The sequence below is a fragment of the Arthrobacter stackebrandtii genome (assembly GCF_017876675.1).
In the GTDB taxonomy this organism is placed as follows: domain Bacteria; phylum Actinomycetota; class Actinomycetes; order Actinomycetales; family Micrococcaceae; genus Specibacter; species Specibacter stackebrandtii.
The window spans coordinates 2,795,990-2,814,004 of the sequence record NZ_JAGIOI010000001.1; the positions used below are offsets into that span (position 1 = coordinate 2,795,990).

The 18,015-nt window shown below is 62.7% G+C and carries 12 protein-coding genes and 1 tRNA gene; 6 read left to right on the plus strand and 7 right to left on the minus strand.

Features of this window, described 5'->3' with window-relative positions:
• Positions 1-50: 50 nt before the first annotated feature.
• Both JOF48_RS12175 and JOF48_RS12180 read left to right on the plus strand, forming a co-directional pair.
• A complete protein-coding gene (locus tag JOF48_RS12175; RefSeq protein WP_209681061.1) occupies positions 51-686 on the plus strand; it encodes a M48 metallopeptidase family protein in 636 nt (211 codons plus the stop codon).
• Positions 687-810: 124 nt separating this feature from the next.
• Positions 811-1,287, plus strand: coding sequence for a DUF2975 domain-containing protein (locus tag JOF48_RS12180; protein WP_209681064.1), 477 nt, complete (start codon positions 811-813; stop codon positions 1,285-1,287).
• A gap of 147 nt (positions 1,288-1,434) precedes the next feature.
• Here the strand turns inward: JOF48_RS12180 and JOF48_RS12185 are convergent, their stop codons facing one another.
• Positions 1,435-2,829 (minus strand): zinc-dependent metalloprotease, encoded by a 1,395-nt coding sequence (locus JOF48_RS12185; RefSeq protein WP_209681066.1) that lies wholly within the window; start codon positions 2,827-2,829, stop codon positions 1,435-1,437.
• Positions 2,830-3,127: 298 nt separating this feature from the next.
• Between JOF48_RS12185 and JOF48_RS12190 the strand changes: the two genes are divergently transcribed.
• The 3 genes from JOF48_RS12190 (at position 3,128) to JOF48_RS12200 (ending at position 7,444) form a co-directional block, all read left to right on the plus strand.
• A complete protein-coding gene (locus JOF48_RS12190; protein ID WP_209681067.1) occupies positions 3,128-4,156 on the plus strand; it encodes a YlbL family protein in 1,029 nt (342 codons plus the stop codon).
• A gap of 86 nt (positions 4,157-4,242) precedes the next feature.
• The gene (locus JOF48_RS12195) at positions 4,243-7,242 is read left to right on the plus strand and encodes a UPF0182 family membrane protein (RefSeq protein ID WP_342591231.1); all 3,000 of its coding nucleotides are present in this window, start codon (positions 4,243-4,245) and stop codon (positions 7,240-7,242) included.
• Between the two features lie 128 nt (positions 7,243-7,370).
• Positions 7,371-7,444, plus strand: a tRNA-Met gene (locus tag JOF48_RS12200).
• 103 nt (positions 7,445-7,547) lie between these two features.
• Here the strand turns inward: JOF48_RS12200 and JOF48_RS12205 are convergent.
• A complete protein-coding gene (locus tag JOF48_RS12205) occupies positions 7,548-8,702 on the minus strand; it encodes an IS1249 family transposase (protein WP_209681069.1) in 1,155 nt (384 codons plus the stop codon).
• 230 nt (positions 8,703-8,932) lie between these two features.
• Between JOF48_RS12205 and cls the strand changes: the two genes are divergently transcribed.
• Complete coding sequence (gene cls / locus JOF48_RS12210; RefSeq protein ID WP_209681076.1) at positions 8,933-10,390, plus strand: cardiolipin synthase; 1,458 nt, start codon at positions 8,933-8,935, stop codon at positions 10,388-10,390.
• Between the two features lie 33 nt (positions 10,391-10,423).
• On the opposite strand, the gene JOF48_RS12215 is transcribed toward cls, so the two are convergent.
• The 5 genes from JOF48_RS12215 to JOF48_RS12235 all read right to left on the minus strand — a co-directional run bounded on the left by JOF48_RS12215 (position 10,424) and on the right by JOF48_RS12235 (position 17,925).
• A complete protein-coding gene (locus JOF48_RS12215) occupies positions 10,424-12,244 on the minus strand; it encodes an SLC13 family permease (protein WP_209681077.1) in 1,821 nt (606 codons plus the stop codon).
• A gap of 72 nt (positions 12,245-12,316) precedes the next feature.
• Positions 12,317-13,810, minus strand: a complete 1,494-nt coding sequence (locus JOF48_RS12220) for a leucyl aminopeptidase (protein WP_209681078.1) — start codon at positions 13,808-13,810, stop codon at positions 12,317-12,319.
• Positions 13,811-13,864: 54 nt separating this feature from the next.
• Complete coding sequence (locus JOF48_RS12225; protein WP_209681079.1) at positions 13,865-15,559, minus strand: AbgT family transporter; 1,695 nt, start codon at positions 15,557-15,559, stop codon at positions 13,865-13,867.
• Positions 15,560-16,018: 459 nt separating this feature from the next.
• Positions 16,019-17,152, minus strand: coding sequence for an AI-2E family transporter (locus JOF48_RS12230; protein WP_209681080.1), 1,134 nt, complete (start codon positions 17,150-17,152; stop codon positions 16,019-16,021).
• A 155-nt stretch (positions 17,153-17,307) separates the two neighbouring features.
• Positions 17,308-17,925, minus strand: coding sequence for a TetR/AcrR family transcriptional regulator (locus tag JOF48_RS12235; RefSeq protein WP_342591232.1), 618 nt, complete (start codon positions 17,923-17,925; stop codon positions 17,308-17,310).
• Positions 17,926-18,015 lie beyond the last annotated feature (90 nt).

Consider the following 18,015-nt stretch of genomic DNA (forward strand, 5'->3'; position numbering starts at 1 on the left):
TTTGCGTTCCGGCTTGCCAGAAGGGGCCCGCCTTCTTGTACGGTCGAAGCATGACAGCTGCAGCATCCACCCGCAGAACCATAGGCACGGGAACACCGGGCCCACTGGGCGATTCATTGTCCGAGCACAGGCTCAGCGACGGCAGCCAGGTGGTGGTGCGGCGCACCGCGCGGCGGAAGAACGGATTGAGTGCGTTCGAGGAGGACGGACAGGTGGTCATTGCCGTCCCTGCCCGGCTGACACTTGAAGATGAGGGCTACTGGGTGCCACTCATGGTGGCAAAGCTGGAGCAGGGCCGGCAACGCCGAACTGCTGCAGCCGGACGCAGCGATGAGGAGCTCATGCGGCGCAGCTTGGCGCTGAGCAAAAAATACCTGGGGTCGCGCGCAGTCCCCGAATCCGTCCGCTGGGTCACCAACCAGAACGGGCGCTGGGGATCTGCCACGCCGTCCCGCAGGACGATCCGCATCTCACACCATGTCCAGGGCATGCCGGATTGGGTCCTTGACTATGTCCTGTTGCACGAACTCGCCCACCTGATCCACCCCAACCACAGCGCCGCCTTTTGGGCGGAGCTGGCCGGATATGGGCAGCTGGAGACGGCCAAGGCGTTCCTGACCGGGGCGTCCTTTGCCTCACACCGCAACCTCAGCGGCATGGGCGGGGACGACGACATCGACGGCTAGTTGCGCCTGCCGAAATCCATGGCTCCTGCCATGGCGATCTGCGTGCCGGCCGGCAGGGGACCCGATTCAGGGAGTCCATGGCGCGGCCGTTGACTGGCAGTAAATGTTCGGCAATGGTTGGACCATGAACAGCCAGCAGATCCTGCCCCTGCGCATAGCGATCTGCGTGCTTGCCCTGGGGGCGGCAATTGCCCAAATATTCGTGATTCCCCGCGCCGCATCGAGCTATGCGGAAGCGTATCCCGAGGTTGCGTACCTGGCCGCTCCGTACGCGGCTGCAAGCATTGTTGCGGTCGTGGGCATCGAGGTGGCGCTGCTGGCAGGCTGGCAAATTCTGTCGATTGCCAAGCGGGAGGAGAGCTTTACAAGCTCGGTGCTGGGTTGGGCCAATGTCATGGCGGCCAGCCTCGTTTTCACGGCGGCTGTGCTGGTGGGCGTCTTCGCACACGCTTTCTTCGTTGCAAACATTGGCGGACCCGCCATACTTTTCGGACTCTTCTCCTCCACCGCTTTCGGGGCAGGGGCAGTCGTCGCCAGAAGGGCAGTGACCCGGGAGATTCTGTTCGACAGCAGGGAACAGCATCCGTTCGTTGTGCCGTAGCCTGCCTGGATACGAAGCAAGCCCGGGGCTGCTGCCGCAATCCGCCGCTGTTGAATTGTGGCGGATTGAGGCATCAGCCCCGGGCTTCGTCGTTGGCCTGCCGCTATGGCGCCGTTGACGGCGGCTGCCCCCGGCAGCTGGCCGAAACTACTTGTCGCCGGTGTCCGGCCCGTCCGGGGCGGGGGTGCCGTCGTCGCCGGATGCCGGCTCGTCGAAACCGCCGTCAAGCAGTTTTGCCAAGGCCGCGTCAACGTCCGATTCCGAAGCTGCCTCTGCGCTGCGGCGGGCGCCGAAGCCTGCTGCGTCGTCGAGGTCGGCCGAGGTGGGGAGCAGGTCCGGGTGCGCCCAGATGGCATCGCGGCCCGCGATGCCGCGCTGTTCCTTGAGGGAGGACCACAGGGCGGAGGCCTCGCGGAGCCTGCGGGGGCGCAGTTCCAGCCCGACGAGCGACCCGAAGGCGTGCTCGGCGGGGCCGCCGGTGGCGCGGCGGCGGCGGATGGTTTCACGGATGGCCCCGGCCGAGGGCAGGTTTGCTGCCGCCTCGAAGGAGACCTCGTCCACCCAGCCTTCCACCAGCGCGAGTGCGGTTTCCAGCTTGGCCAGGGCGGCGTCCTGCTCCGGCGTGCGGGCGGGCATGAAGACACCCTCGGAGAGGGCGTCCTGCATCGATTCGGGGTTGCTCGGGTCAATGTTGCGGGCCAGGTCCTCAATGCGGGACATGTCGATGTGGATGCCGCGGGCGTAGGATTCGATGGCGCCGAGCAGGTGCCCGCGCAGCCAGGGAACCTGGACGAACAGGCGGGCGTGGGCGGCCTCGCGCAGGGCAAGGAACAGGCGGATCTCCTGTTCCGGAACTTCCAGCCCCTCGCCGAAGGCCTTGACGTTGGCCGGCAGCAACGCCATCTGCAGGTCGGCCAGCGGGATGCCGATGTCGGTGGAACCGAGAACTTCCTTGGCCAGGGCGCCGACGGCCTGGCCCAACTGGAGCCCGAACAGGGCCCCGCCCATGTTCTGCATCATGGAGGCGGCCCCGCCCATCATGGACTTCATTTCCTCGGGCAGCTGCTCGTTCATGGCCTGGGAGATGGCGAAGGCGATGCTGTTGGCCACAGGCTCGGTCAGTCGCTGCCATGTGCCCAGCGTTTCCTCCACCCACTCGGCGCGCGACCAGGCCTTGCCGATGATGGCGGTGGCCGCCAGCTCCGTGAACGGGTCAAGCCACATTTCGGCCAGGCGCAGTGCCTCGTCCACGTCCTTCTGCTGGGCCGGGGTGATGGAGGGGTCGTCGCCTGCTGCGGCTTTCCTGGCGGCATCGCGGGCCAGCTCCCAGTTGACGGGCGTGTCCGAGGAACCGCTCATCATGGCTTGCACCTGGGAGAACATCTGGGCGAGCACATTTGGGTCCGACGGCAGGCCGGCAGCCTTCGCCAGCTCGGCCGGGTCAAAGCCTTCCATTCCCTGGCCGCCCAAGAGGTTGGCGAGCATTTCCTGAAGGGGGTCCTTCGGTGTGTCGTCGTCGTTGTTGGCTGGTGTGGAAGACATGATGGCCCGATCGTTGGCGTGGACGCTGAATATCTTCACGTTACCGCCGCCACGGTGCGTTGTCGCCCCATGGCGGGGCCCTGTTCGCTACAGGCAAAGGGTGCCCTTCGGCTCACGGACAACTCCCAGCACAGGCACAAGCGGGGCACATCTGAACACAGTAGGCTTAGGGCTTGGCGACTGCTTTCCGCGGCCGCCCCACAGTACGGAACCGCTTGGAAAGGCCACATCATTGAGCCAGGAGACAACAGGTGCGGCGCAACCACCCGCGACGGTTCGCGATCGCAGATTCTCCCTCATGGCAGTCTCCGGGGCACTGGCAGTGCTGCTGGCTGTGGCAGCCATGACCATCCCCGCCCCGTACGTTATTGAATCCCCGGGACCGGCCATCAACACCATCGGCCAGCTCGACGGCAAGGACATCATCACGGTGTCCGGCCATGAAAGCTTCCCCACCACCTCGGGCACCCTGGACCTGACCACTGTGCACATGACCGGGGGGCTGCCCGACAGCCAGATCAGCTTTGGCGAGGCGCTCGTGTCCTGGCTGACGCCGTCGCACACTGTCTACCCGGCCGAGCTCATCTATGCGCCCGGCACCAGCCAGGAAGCGGTCAACAACGAAAATTCCGCCGCCATGACCGGTTCCCAGGACAACGCCACCGCCGCCGCACTGACCGCCCTGGGCATCAAGTACCAGAGCAACCTTGCGGTGGCCACGGTGATCGGTGACGGCGCCTCCGCCGGCATTCTGAAGCCCGACGACGTACTTCTCACCATTGACGGGCGCGCCATCAAGGACCTCCAGGTCATCCAGGACGCCCTGGCCGAAGGCAAGGGCGCCGCTGTGGAGCTGGCCGTGCGCCGCGACGGTGCGGACATGACCGTGTCTGTGGTGCCCAAGATGGGCCCCGAAGGGAAGTACCTTCTGGGTGTTGCCCTGCAAAGTGTGTTCAAGTTTCCGTTTGAGGTGAACTTTGCCCTGGACAACATCGGCGGCCCCAGCGCCGGGATGATGTTTGCACTGGGCATCATGGACAAGCTGACGCCCGGCGACTTGACCGGGGGGAAGCCCTTCGCCGGCACCGGCACCATCGACCCGGACGGCAATGTGGGCGCCATCGGTGGCATTGCACAGAAAATGGTGGGCGCCCAGAAAGCCGGTGCGAAGTACTTCCTGGCTCCTGGAGCCAACTGCCAGGACGTCATCGGCCACATCCCCAACGGGCTTGAAGTCATTAAAGTCAATACACTCAAGGAAGCGTATGACACCGTTTCCGGGATTGGCGCAGGCACTGCAGGCATGAAGCTGCCGCGCTGCGAGTAACGATTGAGCATCATCCGGAACGTTGTCCGCGAGCTGTTCGTGGTCCACAGTAGGTACAAGTACATCAGTTGAGTAAGAGGTAGAGAGTGACATCCCGCCCATCCCCACCGCCTGGCAATGCCGTCCGGCCAAAACGCCGCAGTGCCCTCCTGCCCACCATCCTTGTGGTGGCGGCACTGGTCATTGCGCTGGCGATCTTCTCCGGCGTCTATACAGACTTCCTATGGTTCAACCAGCTCGGCTTCTCCGGTGTGTTCTGGACCGAGCGCGTGGCCAAGCTGCTGATCTTCCTGTCAGGCTTCCTGGTCATGGCACTGGGGGTGTACTTCTCCATCAGGGCCGCCTACAAGGCACGGCCCATCTATGCCCCCGACAGTGCCCGGGATGACAATCTCAACCGCTACCAGGTGCAGCTGGAGCCGGTGCGCCGCGTCGTCATGATCGGCGTGCCCGTTGTCTTCGGCCTGTTTGCCGGCACCGCAGCCATGGCGCAGTGGGAAAAGGTCATGCTGTTCTTCTACCGCGTGCCTTTTGGCCAGGCGGACCCGGAATTCGGCATGGACATCAGCTTCTACACCAACACCCTGCCGTTCCTTGGCTTCATTGTTGGCATGCTGATTTCCGTCACCGTCATTTCCTTCATTGCCGGAATCCTCACCCATTACCTGTACGGCGCCATCCGCCTGACCGAACGCGGCATCTTCACCTCACGCCAGGCACAGATCCACATTGCTGTGCTGGCCGGCATCTTCCTGCTGCTGCTCGGCTTCAATTTCTGGCTGGGCCGCTACGCCACCCTGCAGGACAACGGCGGCTACCGTGCAGGTGCCATGTTCACCGACGTCAATGCCGTGATCCCCACCAAGGCCATCCTGGCTGCAGCCGCCATCATCGTGGCCGTGCTGTTCATCATCGCCGCCTTCATGGGCAAGTGGAAGCTGCCGCTGATCGGCACCGGCATGCTCGTGGTCACCGCCATTGTGGCCGGAGGCATCTACCCGTGGGCCGTGCAGGAGTGGCAGGTCAAGCCGTCGCAGGGAAACTTGGAAGCCCAGTACATCAAGCGAAACATTGACATGACCCGCCAGGCCTACGGCCTGTCCAACATGGAGGTCACGCCTTACAACGCCACGGTGACGGCCGAAGCTGGTGCCCTGCGCCAGGACGCCGACACCGCCGCCAACATCCGGCTCCTGGACCCCAACCTGCTCTCGGACACCTTCCGCGAGCTGGAACAGTACCGCCCGTACTACGAGTTCCCCAAGACCTTGAACGTTGACCGGTACACGGTTGACGGCAAGGTCCAGGACGTAGTTGTCGCGGCGCGTGAATTGAACCCCCAGGGCATAAACCAGGAACAGCAGAACTGGTACAACCAGCACCTGGTGTACACCCACGGCTACGGCATGGTGGCCGCACAGGGCAACACCGTCACCACCGACGGAAAGCCCGTGTTCATCCAGTCAGGCGTGCCCTCCGTGGGCAAGCTGGGCACTGACACCAGCTACCAGCCGCGCATCTACTTCGGCCAGTCCACCACGGACTACTCCCTGGTGGGTGCACCCGAAGGCACCGCCCCCATCGAGCTGGACCGGCCCCAAGGCACCACCGGCGCCGATGCCTCCACCGGCACCGGCTCGGAGGCGCTGACAACGTTTACCGGCGACGGCGGGCCGAGTGTTGGCAACTGGTTCAACCGGGTCATGTACGCGCTGAAGTTCCAGTCAACCGACCTGCTGTTGACCAACGGCGTCAATGAGAAGTCGCAGGTCCTCTACGACCGCACCCCGAAGGAACGTGTGGCCAAGGTTGCCCCGTACCTGACCATTGACGGCAACCCGTACCCGGCCATCGTGGACGGCAAGGTCAAGTGGATTGTGGACGGCTACACCACCAGCGCGTACTACCCGTACTCGCAGCAGCAGCAACTGCAGGAAGCCACCACCGACTCCCTGACCGCGGCCGGCGGCTTGGCACCCCTGCCCAACGCATCGGTGAACTACATCCGCAACTCCGTCAAGTCCACCGTCGACGCTTACGACGGCTCGGTGGAATTGTATGCCTGGGACACGCAGGACCCCATCCTGAAGGCGTGGCAAAAGGTGTTCCCCACCAGTGTGAAGCCGTACACGGAAATGTCCGGCGACGTCATGTCGCATGTGCGCTACCCCGAGGACATCTTCAAGGTCCAGCGCGAACTGCTGGGCCAGTACCACGTGACGGACCCGGACAAGTTCTTCAAGAACACCGAGGCCTGGTCCATCCCCGACGACCCCACCACCAAGGCCGTTGACAAGCAGCCGCCGTACTACCTGTCGCTGAAGATGCCGGGGGCTGAGAAGACTGCCTTCTCACTGACCACTGACTTCATTCCGCAAAAGGTGACGGGCAGCGATTCCCGCAACGTCCTGTATGGATTTATGGCTGCCAATGGCGACGCCGGGAACGTCAAGGGTGTCAAGAGCCCCGACTATGGCAAGCTGCAACTGCTCGAACTGCCGGTGGACACCCAGGTGCCCGGCCCCGGACAGGTGCAGAACAAGTTCCAGACGGATCCCACCGTTTCGGAACAGTTGAACGTGCTGACCCTTGGACAATCCGAGGTCAAGAACGGCAACCTGCTGACCCTGCCTGTTGGTGGCGGCTTGCTGTATGTCCAGCCCGTCTACCTGCAGTCCACCGGGTCCACCTCTTACCCCACGCTGCAGCGGGTGCTGGTGGCCTTCGGTGACAAGATCGGCTACGCGGCAACCCTCAATGAGGCACTGGATCAGCTGTTCGGCGGTGATTCCGGGGCCACGGCAGGTGATGCGAATGTCCAGAAGGAACCCGGCACCGGCGGCTCCAGCACCACCACACCGCCGCCGGCCAGCATCAACCAGGCACTGGCCAACGCCCTCAATGACGCCAACAGCGCCATGAAGGCCGGCCAGGAAGCACTCGCCAAGGGCGACTTCGCCGCCTACGGTGAAGCCCAGAAGCAGCTGGAGGCCTCCATCGCTGCGGCGCTGGCCGCCGAAGCTGCTGCCGGGGGACAGGCAACGCCCCAGGCCACGCCTGAGGCGACGCCGAGCGCCAAGCCCTAGCTCCGCCGTAGTGCATGGATAAAGGGCCCCGGATCAACCATCCGGGGCCCTTTTCATGAGGGGGAGATGAACGTCACGTGCCACTGGTTTTGCTTGCGAGTGAATGGGCGGTAAAGTAATAACCACATCGCGGGGTGGAGCAGTTCGGTAGCTCGCCGGGCTCATAACCCGGAGGTCACAGGTTCAAATCCTGTCCCCGCAACTCCACAAGGAAAGTCCCAGTCATCGGACTGGGGCTTTTCTGTTTTAACAGCCCCCGCCGTTACGCGGGTTAGCGGCCAGAATGTGTGTATGGCCCGGGCGTGTCATCGGCTTCTTCTGCCCCATCCTTGTTGGATTCCGTTCCCGTCTTCGGGGCTGAAGGCTGTGTCGTAGAGGGCTGGCCCGATGGGCTCTTCGATGGTTGTGCTTTGTTTTCTTTGGGGCTGCCAGTGGCTGGGTTTCACGAACGTCCAGGGGTCTTTCGGAGACTCGCTGTGGAGGTAGAGGTACCAGTCAACGGCTCGTTTGGCGTGGTCGTCGGTGAGACCACGGTGATCGCGTAGAAGGTGCTTGAGACCGGCATTGATTCCGCCTTCCAAGGGGCTGGTGGTGCGGTCGATCTTGTGCTCGTTGGTGGCGGCGGTGAGCCAAGTGAACAGGTGCCCATTTTTCAATACCGTGGCCAGTGTTCCGCGGGCCCGACGCAGGCGTAGATGTGTAAACCACCATTGCTGGTTCGTGCCGATATGGGAGGGCCTCTCGCCGTTCTTCTTCGCGTAGGTTCGGGTCTTCAAGAAGGACTCCCAGCGTGCTTCCCAGGAAGCGAATTCCCCGGCCCAGACAGCGGCTTGGTCAAGGTCTTGGATCGGTGTCAGGGCCTTGGCTAGTGCCAGTAATTCCTTGCCGGCATCGAGGTTTGGGCGCATCGTGAGGTGTGTTCGAATGTTCTGCTGGATATGAAAAAGACACCGTTGCACCTTCGTCTCTGGCCAGTGCTCGCGCAGCGCACTTTCCAGGCCTTTGTGCCCGTCAACGATCGCGACCGCAGGTGCCGGGATTTGTTGCAGCAGGGCAGACCAGGACGCATTCTTTTCTCTGTCGCACCACTGCCAGGCGATGACGTGGTTGCCGGTGTAGGCGACCAGCACGCACCAGTCGTTGAAGTACGTTCCGTCAAGCATGATCTGGGGGTGTATGTCGCCGCTCACGACGGCTGTAGGGGGCACCGTCCAGCACCAGGCACTCTGACGCCTAAAGGTGCGTGCGGAGCCTGCATGGGCTTCCTGACGGTCCTTGCCGGTGATCCAGGACAGGAACGCTGTGAACTCTGCTTTCTTGCTGACATCGACACGTGACTGGGTGCTGGAAGCACCACAGGACTTGCACCGCCACCTAGTTCTTCCCGCGCTGGTCTTGCCATTCTTTACGAGCTTCTTAGTACATACACCACACCTGGGGTGATTCTTGGGAACTGTCACCGTACATGCTTTCAAAGCATGTACAGGGCCCTGCATCCCATATGATTACTGGCCAAAAGCCACTTTTCATACACACATTCTGGCCGCTAACCCCGTTACGCCGGCCTCTGCGCGTCACATGCGGCAGGTTCAGCTCCAGCGGACCCGCCATGGGTAGGATCAACATTGGCGAGGGGTTCCCCGGGATCTGCCGCCGCCCATCCAATGGCTTTGAGAGCGGAGACTGCACCATGACGATTGATCTGGAAGGGTGGGCGTGGCTGCTGCTGGCCGTCCACATAGTTCTCGGCGTCGCCGCTGTCATTTACATTTCCGCCCGCCGGCGCCCCTCCACGGCCATTGCGTGGACGTTGGCGATCATCTTCATCCCATACGTCGGCTTTCTCGTGTTCATGCTGGTTGGGTTTTCCAGCCTCCCCAAGGCTCGGCGGGAGAAGCAGCAGTATGTCAACAACTTGATTTTGGAACGCACAGAGGGCTTTGACCAGCTCAGCCACAAGGACGAATGGCCCGACGGGCTGGCCGGGCTCGTCACCCTGAACAGCAAGCTCGGTGCGTTGCCCATGGTGGGCGGCAACTCCGTGGAGCTGCTGCCTGACTACGTCAGCTCCATCCACGCGATGGCCGCGGAGGTGGACCGGGCGGAAAAGTACGTGAACGTGCAGTTCTACATCCTGGTGGCGGATGAAACCACCACGCCGTTCTTTGACGCGCTGGAACGGGCGGTTGCGCGCGGGGTGGTGGTCCGTGTCATGGGCGACCACCTGTCGTCGCTGATGAACCCCGGGCGGAAGGTGACCCTGGCACGCCTGGCGGCGATGGGCGCCGAATACCACGACATGCTGCCGCTGCGTCCATGGAAGGGCGACTACCAGCGCATCGACCTGCGCAACCACCGCAAATTGATGGTGGTGGACGGGGCCGTCGGGTTCACCGGCTCGCAGAACATGGTGGATTCCTCCTACAACAAGAAGTCCAACCTGAAACGGGGCCTGCGCTGGCACGACCTCATGATGCGGGTGACCGGGCCGGTGGTGCGCGAAATTGATGCCGTGTTCATCACCGACTGGTACAGCGAGACGGACGAGCTGCTGGTCCTGGACACCACCCCGGTGGTCCTCGACGCGGACCCGTCCCGGGTGGATGCCCAGATTGTGCCGAGCGGACCCAGCTTTGAAAACGACAACAACCTGAAGTTGTTTGTTTCGATGATCCATCTCGCCACCGAGCGCGTGAGCATCACGAGCCCGTACTTTGTGCCCGAAGAATCGATCATGATGGCCATCGTCACGGCCGCCGGACGCGGGCTCTCCGTGGAGCTGTTCGTGTCCGAAATTGGCGACCAGGCCCTTGTCTACCATGCCCAGCGCTCCTACTATGAGAAGCTGCTGCGGGCCGGGGTCAAGATCTATATGTACAGGGCGCCGGAAGTGCTCCATGCCAAGCACTTCAGCGTGGACTCCGACGTTGCAGTCATCGGCTCCTCCAACATGGACGTGCGGTCTTTCTCGCTCAACATGGAAATCTCCATGATGGTCCACAGCGAAAAGTTTGTGCAGGAGCTGCGCGAAATTGAGGACGGCTACCGGGCCAACAGCAAGGAGCTCAAGCTCCAGGAGTGGATCAACCGGCCCGCCAAGCAAAAGTTCTGGGACAGCGCAGCCAGGCTGACCTCCTACCTGCAATAGCGCTGCCGCACTGCCACCAACTGCGGGCCGGTTCTAGAACGGCCAAAAGACAGGGACAAGGAAGACGGCAACCGCCAGGTAGAGGACCATGATGACGGCGCCGAACTTCCAGTAGTCCCCGAACTTGTAGCCGGCCGGGAGCATGATCATCATGTTGGCCGGGGTGGCGATGGGGGTCAGCAGTGCTGCGGACGAGGCCACGCTGACGCACATGAGCACCGTCAGTGGGGAGAGTCCCGCCTCCGTGGCCACGGACATCGAAATGGGGATGATGATCAGTGCCGTGGCCGTGTTGCTGATGAGTTGGCCCAGCACTGCCGTGACGACGAAGATGCCGGCGAGGAGCAGGTAGGGGCTGCCGCCGCCCGTGAGAGAGACGATGCCGTCGGCCAGCATTTTCGCCGTGCCGGTCTGCGTGATGGCGGCCGACAGCGGGATCATCCCTCCCACCAGGATCAGGGTCTGCCACGCCATGGAACGGTGCGCCTGGCCGATGGTCACCAACCGGGCCAGGACCATGGCCATGGCCGCCAGCAGGGCTGCAACGGCCGCGGGAACAATGTTGGTGGTCATCATGATGACCATCGCGGCCAGGATGGCCAATGCCGGAATGGCGCCGGGGCCCAGTGGCACGGTCTGGCGACGGATGGCATCGGGGGAGTCCACCAGCAGCACATCCGCATCCAGCGTGTGCTTGTCGAGCGCACCCCAGCTGCCCTGCAGGAGGAGCGTGTCGCCTGACTTGACCTCGGTGGGTGCCGCCGCCAAGGAGGTGCCGCCCGCTGCCTTGCCGGCCCGCTGGTGGGCAAGCACCACGAGGGAACCGCTTTCGGTCACCATGCCGGGATAAACACTTGTTCCGATTAGGTTGGAGCGCGGTGCCACAAGCACTTCCGCCACGCCAAAGGACTTGCTGACGAGTCCGCAGGCGATGCCACCTTCGCCGGTGGCCTCCACGGTCATCTCATGCTCAACTGCGAAATCCGCAATGTCCGAGGCTGTTCCGCGGACCACCAGGTAGTTTCCGGCGTCAAGCGTGTCTTCGGTCAGTGGCTTGCCAGAGGCGCTTTGGACGCTGATCAGGTGGACCTGCCCCCGGACCGCCGGCAGTACTCCGGCAATCGTGTGCCCTGCGTGGCTGCTGGCTGGCGGAATATGCAGGCGGGCAAGTTCATGCTCGTCGGGCCAGTAGTGGCTCAAGAGGACACGTGGATGGTTGCTGAGGTCCTTGGGCACGGACTCGGGAACCCTTTTCGGCAGCAGCTTCGGACCCAGGTAAATGGCAATCAAGACGGTGCCGAGGAGCAGCGGAAGCCCCACCATGCCGAACTCAAAAAATCCAATGTTCTCCCCTGAATCAATCGCCGCCTCAAGGATGAGGATGTTGACGGGGGAGCCGGTTAACACCAGCAATGATCCTGCGTGGGCCGCAAAGGCCATGGGCATGAGCAGCTGGCCGGGTTCTCTTCCCAGGCGCACTGCCAGCACCACCACCATCGGCAGCAGGGCTGCCACTGCCCCATTCACGCTGATCACGGCCGTCAGCAGTGCGGTAAACAGCATGATCAGGGCAATGAGCCGGGGTCGGCTGTCACCGGCAAAGCGCACCAACAGCCCGCCTATCCAGGTGGTGATTCCGGCGGCATCGATGGCCTCCGCAACAACAAACAGCGCGGCGATGAGGACGACTGTCTGGGAACCGAAGCCTGAAAAGGTCTCGTCGATGGTGACAATGCCGGTGGCAAAGAGCAGCAGGGCCACCCCGATTGCCACGATTTCAACGGGAATCTTGTTCCAGACAAATACGGCAACAGTGGCTGCCAGGATCAAGAGCATCAATGTTGATTCAGCCATTGCCGCACTCCTGCAACCGGTCCCCGGGCCGGCACCCCCGGATGGTCGCCATGGCAGTGTCCATGGATTTGGTCAGCCGGCGGTGGGGGCGCGGAACCCGAGAGCCAGTTCCGCCAGCAGCCGGGTGCCGAAGGCCGTGGGGCCGCGCGGAATCCACCTGCTGGACGCCGGCGCCTGTGCCGTCCCGGCGATATCGATGTGGGCCCATGGCTTTCCCGCGACAAATTCCTGCAGGAAAAGCCCTGCAGTGATGGATCCGGCGTTCACGCCGCCAATGTTTTTGATGTCGGCAATGTCCGAGTCGAGCTCGGCGCGCAGGCCCGGCGGCAGCGGCAGGCGCCACACGGGTTCGTCTGTGGCCGCGGCGGCGGCCTCAACCTGTGCCAGAATGCCTTCGTTGTTGCCCATCAGACCGGCAATTTCCGTACCGAAGGTGCGCAGGCAGGCTCCCGTCAGCGTGGCAATGTCCACGATGGCGTCCGCCCCTGCCTCGACTGCCAGCACGAGCGCATCCGACATGACCAGTCGGCCCTCGGCGTCGGTGTTTAGCACCTCGACGGTCTTGCCGCCGCGGGTGACCAACACGTCACCGAGCTGCATGGCGGATCCGGAAGGCATGTTGTCCGTGCACATGAGGAATGCCGTGACCTGGGCAGGGCAGCCGAGGGTGGCGAGCGTCGTCATCGCCCCGAGAATATCGGCAGCACCCGTCATGTCGTTTTTCATCTGGGAGTGCGAGAGGTCCCCGGGCTTGAGGCTGATGCCGCCGGAGTCGTACATGATGCCCTTGCCCACGAGTGCCAGATGCCCGGTTGATTTGCCGGTGGGCCGGTAGCGCATCACGATCATGCGTGGCGGCTCCACCGAGCCCTTGTTCACGCCCAGCAGCCCGCCGCAGCCTAGCTCCACCAATGCTTCCTTGTCGAAAACCTCAACATCAAAGTCGAATTCCGCACTAAGGGACACGGCGACTTCCGCCATCCGGGTTGCCGTCAGCATCCCGGCCGGGGCTGTGGCCAGGTCGCGTGCCAGCATGGCGGCGCGTGCCGTAACTCGGCCGCGGTCCGCCCCCGCCTGAGCGGCGGCGGCGTCAGCGCTGTCGACGACGAGCAGAATTTCCTCGACAGGAACACTCGCCGCGGGTGTGGTCCGCAGGTCAAAGCGGTAGCGGGCCAGCATGATTCCTTCGACAACAGCGGCCGCAGCCGCTCCCGCAGCCACTGTGGTCAGGCCTCCCAGCTGAAATGCCAGCCGCCGTGAGGTTGAGGTGGCCAAGGCAAAGGCGGCAGCCGCGTTGCGCAGCCCGGCCGCATCGAGGGAACCGGCGTCGCCGACACCGGTGGCGACTACCGTGACAGGCACTTTGGGCAGTGTGAGGACGGAGCCGATCTTGGCGGTGAAGCCCGCCCGTGACAGGGCCTCAGCGTCAAAACCGATGGATTCGTGGGCAGGCAGCCCGGTCAGCACCGGAACGCCAATGGCGTCGACGTCCGGGGAATCGCTGCTGATCACGTGGACCGTGAATGGTGCTGTATGGGTGGGAATGACGTTGGCTGTGGGGGTCATGGGGCGAGCCTTTCAAGGTGTTCGGACAGGGAATCACGGGCTGCGTTCGAGAGGTCACATGGAGACAGGTGCGCCGGGGCCCCAGGGGATGCCCAGCAGGAACCACGCTGTGAAGAGCGCAGTCCAAGCGACCAGGATCCACATGGCGTAGGGAATCATCAGGGCAATCACGGTGCCGATCCCGGCGTCCTTCTTGTATCGCTGGGCGATTGTCACGATGAAGGGCAGGTAGACCATGAGGGGCGTGAGCACGTTCATGGGCGAGTCGCCAACCCGGTAGGCGGCCAACAATGTCTGCGGCGCGACGTCGAGTGAGGCGAAAATTGGCAGGAAAATGGGGGCGAAGATGGCCCACTTTGGCACCAACCCCGGCAGGATGATGTCCAGTATGAATATCACCAGGATGAAGGCGATCAACAACAGCACCGGAGGAATACTGGCCTGTTCGAGGAGTTGGGCCGCTTCAACGGCGGCGACCGTGGGCAGGTTGGTCCAGTTGAAGAGGGCGATGAACTGCGAGATCATCAGGAACATGATGAGCAGCCCGCCGAGGCTGCCGAACGTCTTGGCAATTGCCCCGACCACTTCGTCACCGCCACGCAGGGTCTTTGCGCCCATGCCGTAGAAAATGCCGCAGACGAGGAATGCCAGCGAGATGATGAAGATCAGGCTTGCCATGAACGGTGTGGCCCCGATCAGCTGACCAGTTTCCGTGTCGCGCAAGGGAGCGCCCGGCGGCAGGGAGATGGCGAGGATGACGGCCGCCACCGCGACGAAGGACCAGAGGGCGAATTTCAGGCCACGGGCCTCAGCCGCCGCATCAAATTCCTCGTCCGAGTTAGTCGCCAGGGGATCAGACATCTCATACTTGCCAAGGCGCGGCTCCACGATTCTTGTGGTGACCAAAACAGCCACAAGTGTCAGGACGATCGACGCGACGATGCTGAAGTAGAAGTTGGCTGTGACTGAGAGAGGTGCCGCGCCAATGTTCCCGAGCGCTTCATTGGTGATCTCCGTCATCATGGAGTCGGACGGTGTGATGAGCAGGTTGACACCGAATATGGCGCCCACACCTGCGAAAGCTGCCGCCATGCCGGCCAGCGGGTGTCTGCCGACAGAAAGGAACGCTGCAGCTGAGAGCGGGATCAAGATCAAATACCCGGCATCGGAGGCAACCGAAGACAGCACACCGACGAAGATCAGGATGAAAGCCAGTGACCAGCGCGGGGCAATATTGACGATTTTTCGAATCAGGGCGGCCATCAGTCCGGCATGTTCGGCTACGCCAACACCTGCCATGGCGACCAGTACGACCGCGACCACACTGAACGCCGCAAAGTTGTCCACGAACGAAGAGAAGAAGACCTGAATACCGTCGGCTGAGAGCAGGTTGTGGACGGCGAATGTTTGTTCGCTCACCGTATAGTCCGGAAGGCTGACTGCTTGGCCGGTTGAGGTGTCAAACGGCACGAGCGTGCCGCCGAAGGCGTCGTTGAGATGCTGGAGCTGTTCTGTCGGGACCGGCGTCATTACTGTGTCGGTGACCTTGACGTTGGCCCATGACAAGATGGCCGACAGGACAGCGACGAGTCCTATCAGGTAGACGAACATGATGGTTGGGTTCGGTATTCGATTGCCCAAACGTTCAATTGCATTGAGAAAACGGCCGGATTCGGGGCTGCTGCCTGAATCTTTGACGTTGGCCGATTTGTCCTTCTTGGCCGTGTTCTTTCCCCCACCTGCTGACACGGAGCGCTCCTGACATTATTTAGGCACTTTTGATATTAGGTGCCATTTGATTTTTTGGGCCTTGTGTTTGTCAGTCTAAGAGTGTCGATGGCCGTCCACAAGGGTTTCTGTAATGATTCCCCAGATGACGTACAGAGGCTGCTATCGTGACGAAATGTTCAAACCGCTTGCCGGGCTCCGGGCTGAGGGCTCGGTGGGCAGTGGCGTGTGGACTGGTTACCGCATGTTTCAACAGGGCCTTGCCGATTTTATGCGTAAAACTCATTTCCCGCGGATGCCCAAGGGGATGATCAATATATATTTTGGCTTCAAAGAATTATTCAGAAGCGCGCCGGTATATAGTGCACTTTTCCTAACTGCTGTCATATTCGAACCTCAGGCCTCAGGTCGTGGCGGCCTGGGAAGGCGCCGCCCGCCGTCGGGCATGAAAAGGCTGTTTCCTGTGAAACAGTGGCGGTGTCAGTCCTTTGCGGCCCTGGCGGGTTTGGCGGCCTTGGCTTTCGCGCGTTGATCCGCGAGCATGGCCTTGGATTCGCCGATGTCGCCAATGAACGGCTTGAGCCAGGCGGACTGCGGGTGGGAGTCAACCAGGATGGCCCGGGCGAACAGTGACAGCGGCACGGCCATGAGGGCGCCAAGCGGGCCCAGCAGCGCCGACCAGAAAATGACGGAGAGGAACGTCAACGTCATGTTCAGGTTGACCGTGCCGGAGACGAACTTGGGCTGGATGACCGACTGGATCAGGGAATTGATGACGCCGTAGAAGGCCACGACGCCGATGAAGGTGGGCAGTCCGCCGGCGAGCAGGGCCATGATGGCGGCCGGGACCAGCGAAATCCAAAAGCCGATGAACGGAATGAAACCGCACACGAAGGACAACAACGCCCACAGCCCGGCGCCGGGGACGTCCAGGACCACCAGCAGGATGAGGTTCAGCGTGGCCACGATGGCGCCAAAGACCGTGGTCATGACCATGAAGGAGCGGGACAGCTTGGCGAAGTTGGCCAGGGCATCAACGACAGGTGCACGCTTTTCCTTCACGACCGCCATGATCGTGGGGTAGTACGTGGCGTCGATCCCCATGAACATGACCAGCAGCAGCAGGAAAATGACGCCCGAGCCGATGTTCATGGCGCTGCCGAGCAAGTTGAAGACGGTGTCGAACAGGAACTGCAGGTCGATTGAATCCACGATGGCGCGGACCTGGTCATCTCCGATGCCCAGGGTGTCGTGCAGGAACACGCGCAGGTCGGAGCGCAGCACGGCTATCTGCGGAGTGTATTGCGGCAGAAGCCGTGTGAGCTGGACGGCGGAGACCCACAGCGCGGCGACCAACGCGGCGACCATGGCATAGACGGAGAGGATGGTGGCCAGCCCGGCCAGGACGGATGGAACTCCGCGGGCCATGAGCCGCTGCTTGACGGGGTGGACGCAAATCGTCAGGACAAGGGCCAGGAACACCGGCCCCACGATGGAAGAAATGCGGCTGATGCCGATCAGGACAACAACGGCCGCCATGAGGCTCATCAGCACCCTGGTCCCTGAGGATCCGGTGCCCGGCTCTTGTTGAGGGTTGGTCGCTGCTGCGTTCATTGTGTGCCCGTTTCGCCTTTGCCGACCCATGCCCCAATGGCACTGCCTTGATACTATCCGGCGCCGTCACCTGGCAGATGCGATCGCGTTGCGGAAAAACTGGCAATTGCTGCGACAGCGTCGGGGAAAACGGGGTCAGAGGTGATGCCGCGTCGCTAAGGGGTGGGGGATTCCGCAGCGATGATGGACTCCAGCTCGACGCACCAGGCGTCGAGCACCCAAGTGCGGCGGCCGGCGTCGTCTGTGAGGATGTTGGCAAGTCCGAGCCCGCGGCCAAGGTCAAGGGTTGCGGCGACGATCGCACGCAGCCGCGGATTGTCCCGGTTGATTTTCAGCAGCGTCGAGGCGAGCCGGAACGCCTCCCTGGCCACCACCTGCTCCAGCGGGATGACGTGCTCGCGCACCACGGGGTCAACGGCGGCGGCGTTCCACACCTGCAGCGCCGCCCGAAACAGCGGGCCGGTATACAGGCCGACGATGGATTCCAGCACTTCGCGCACCGGGACGGGGCCGTCGCCGTGGGCGGCGAGAGTGGCCTTGGCTTCATTCACGCGGGCCACGGTCATGTGCTCTATGGCGGCCGTGAAGAGGTCGTCGCGGGTGGGGAAGTGGTGCTGTGCGGCGCCGCGCGACACTCCTGCGTGGGTGGCCACGGTGGTGACAGTGGTGTTGTTCCAGCCGGTCTCCGACAGCAGCGTGACGGCACTTTCCAACAGCCGTTCCCGCGTGGCACGGCTGCGGTCCTGCTGGGGTTCGATGACTGTTCTGCTCACATCAGGACGGTAGCACGAAATTGAAACAAGCAAGCATGCTTGCTTTTTTATGATGCAGCTCACATACTGGATCTAAATGTACTGCCCGGT

Bases quoted from the DNA above. Each gene is read 5' to 3' on its own strand.
- JOF48_RS12215 (WP_209681077.1), bottom strand. From the start codon at position 12,244: ATGGCTGAATCAACATTGATGCTCTTGATCCTGGCAGCCACTGTTGCC.
- JOF48_RS12220 (WP_209681078.1), bottom strand. From the start codon at position 13,810: ATGACCCCCACAGCCAACGTCATTCCCACCCATACAGCACCATTCACG.
- cls (WP_209681076.1), top strand. From the start codon at position 8,933: ATGACGATTGATCTGGAAGGGTGGGCGTGGCTGCTGCTGGCCGTCCAC.
- JOF48_RS12230 (WP_209681080.1), bottom strand. From the start codon at position 17,152: ATGAACGCAGCAGCGACCAACCCTCAACAAGAGCCGGGCACCGGATCC.
- JOF48_RS12180 (WP_209681064.1), top strand. From the start codon at position 811: ATGAACAGCCAGCAGATCCTGCCCCTGCGCATAGCGATCTGCGTGCTT.
- JOF48_RS12190 (WP_209681067.1), top strand. From the start codon at position 3,128: ATGGCAGTCTCCGGGGCACTGGCAGTGCTGCTGGCTGTGGCAGCCATG.
- JOF48_RS12175 (WP_209681061.1), top strand. From the start codon at position 51: ATGACAGCTGCAGCATCCACCCGCAGAACCATAGGCACGGGAACACCG.
- JOF48_RS12185 (WP_209681066.1), bottom strand. From the start codon at position 2,829: ATGTCTTCCACACCAGCCAACAACGACGACGACACACCGAAGGACCCC.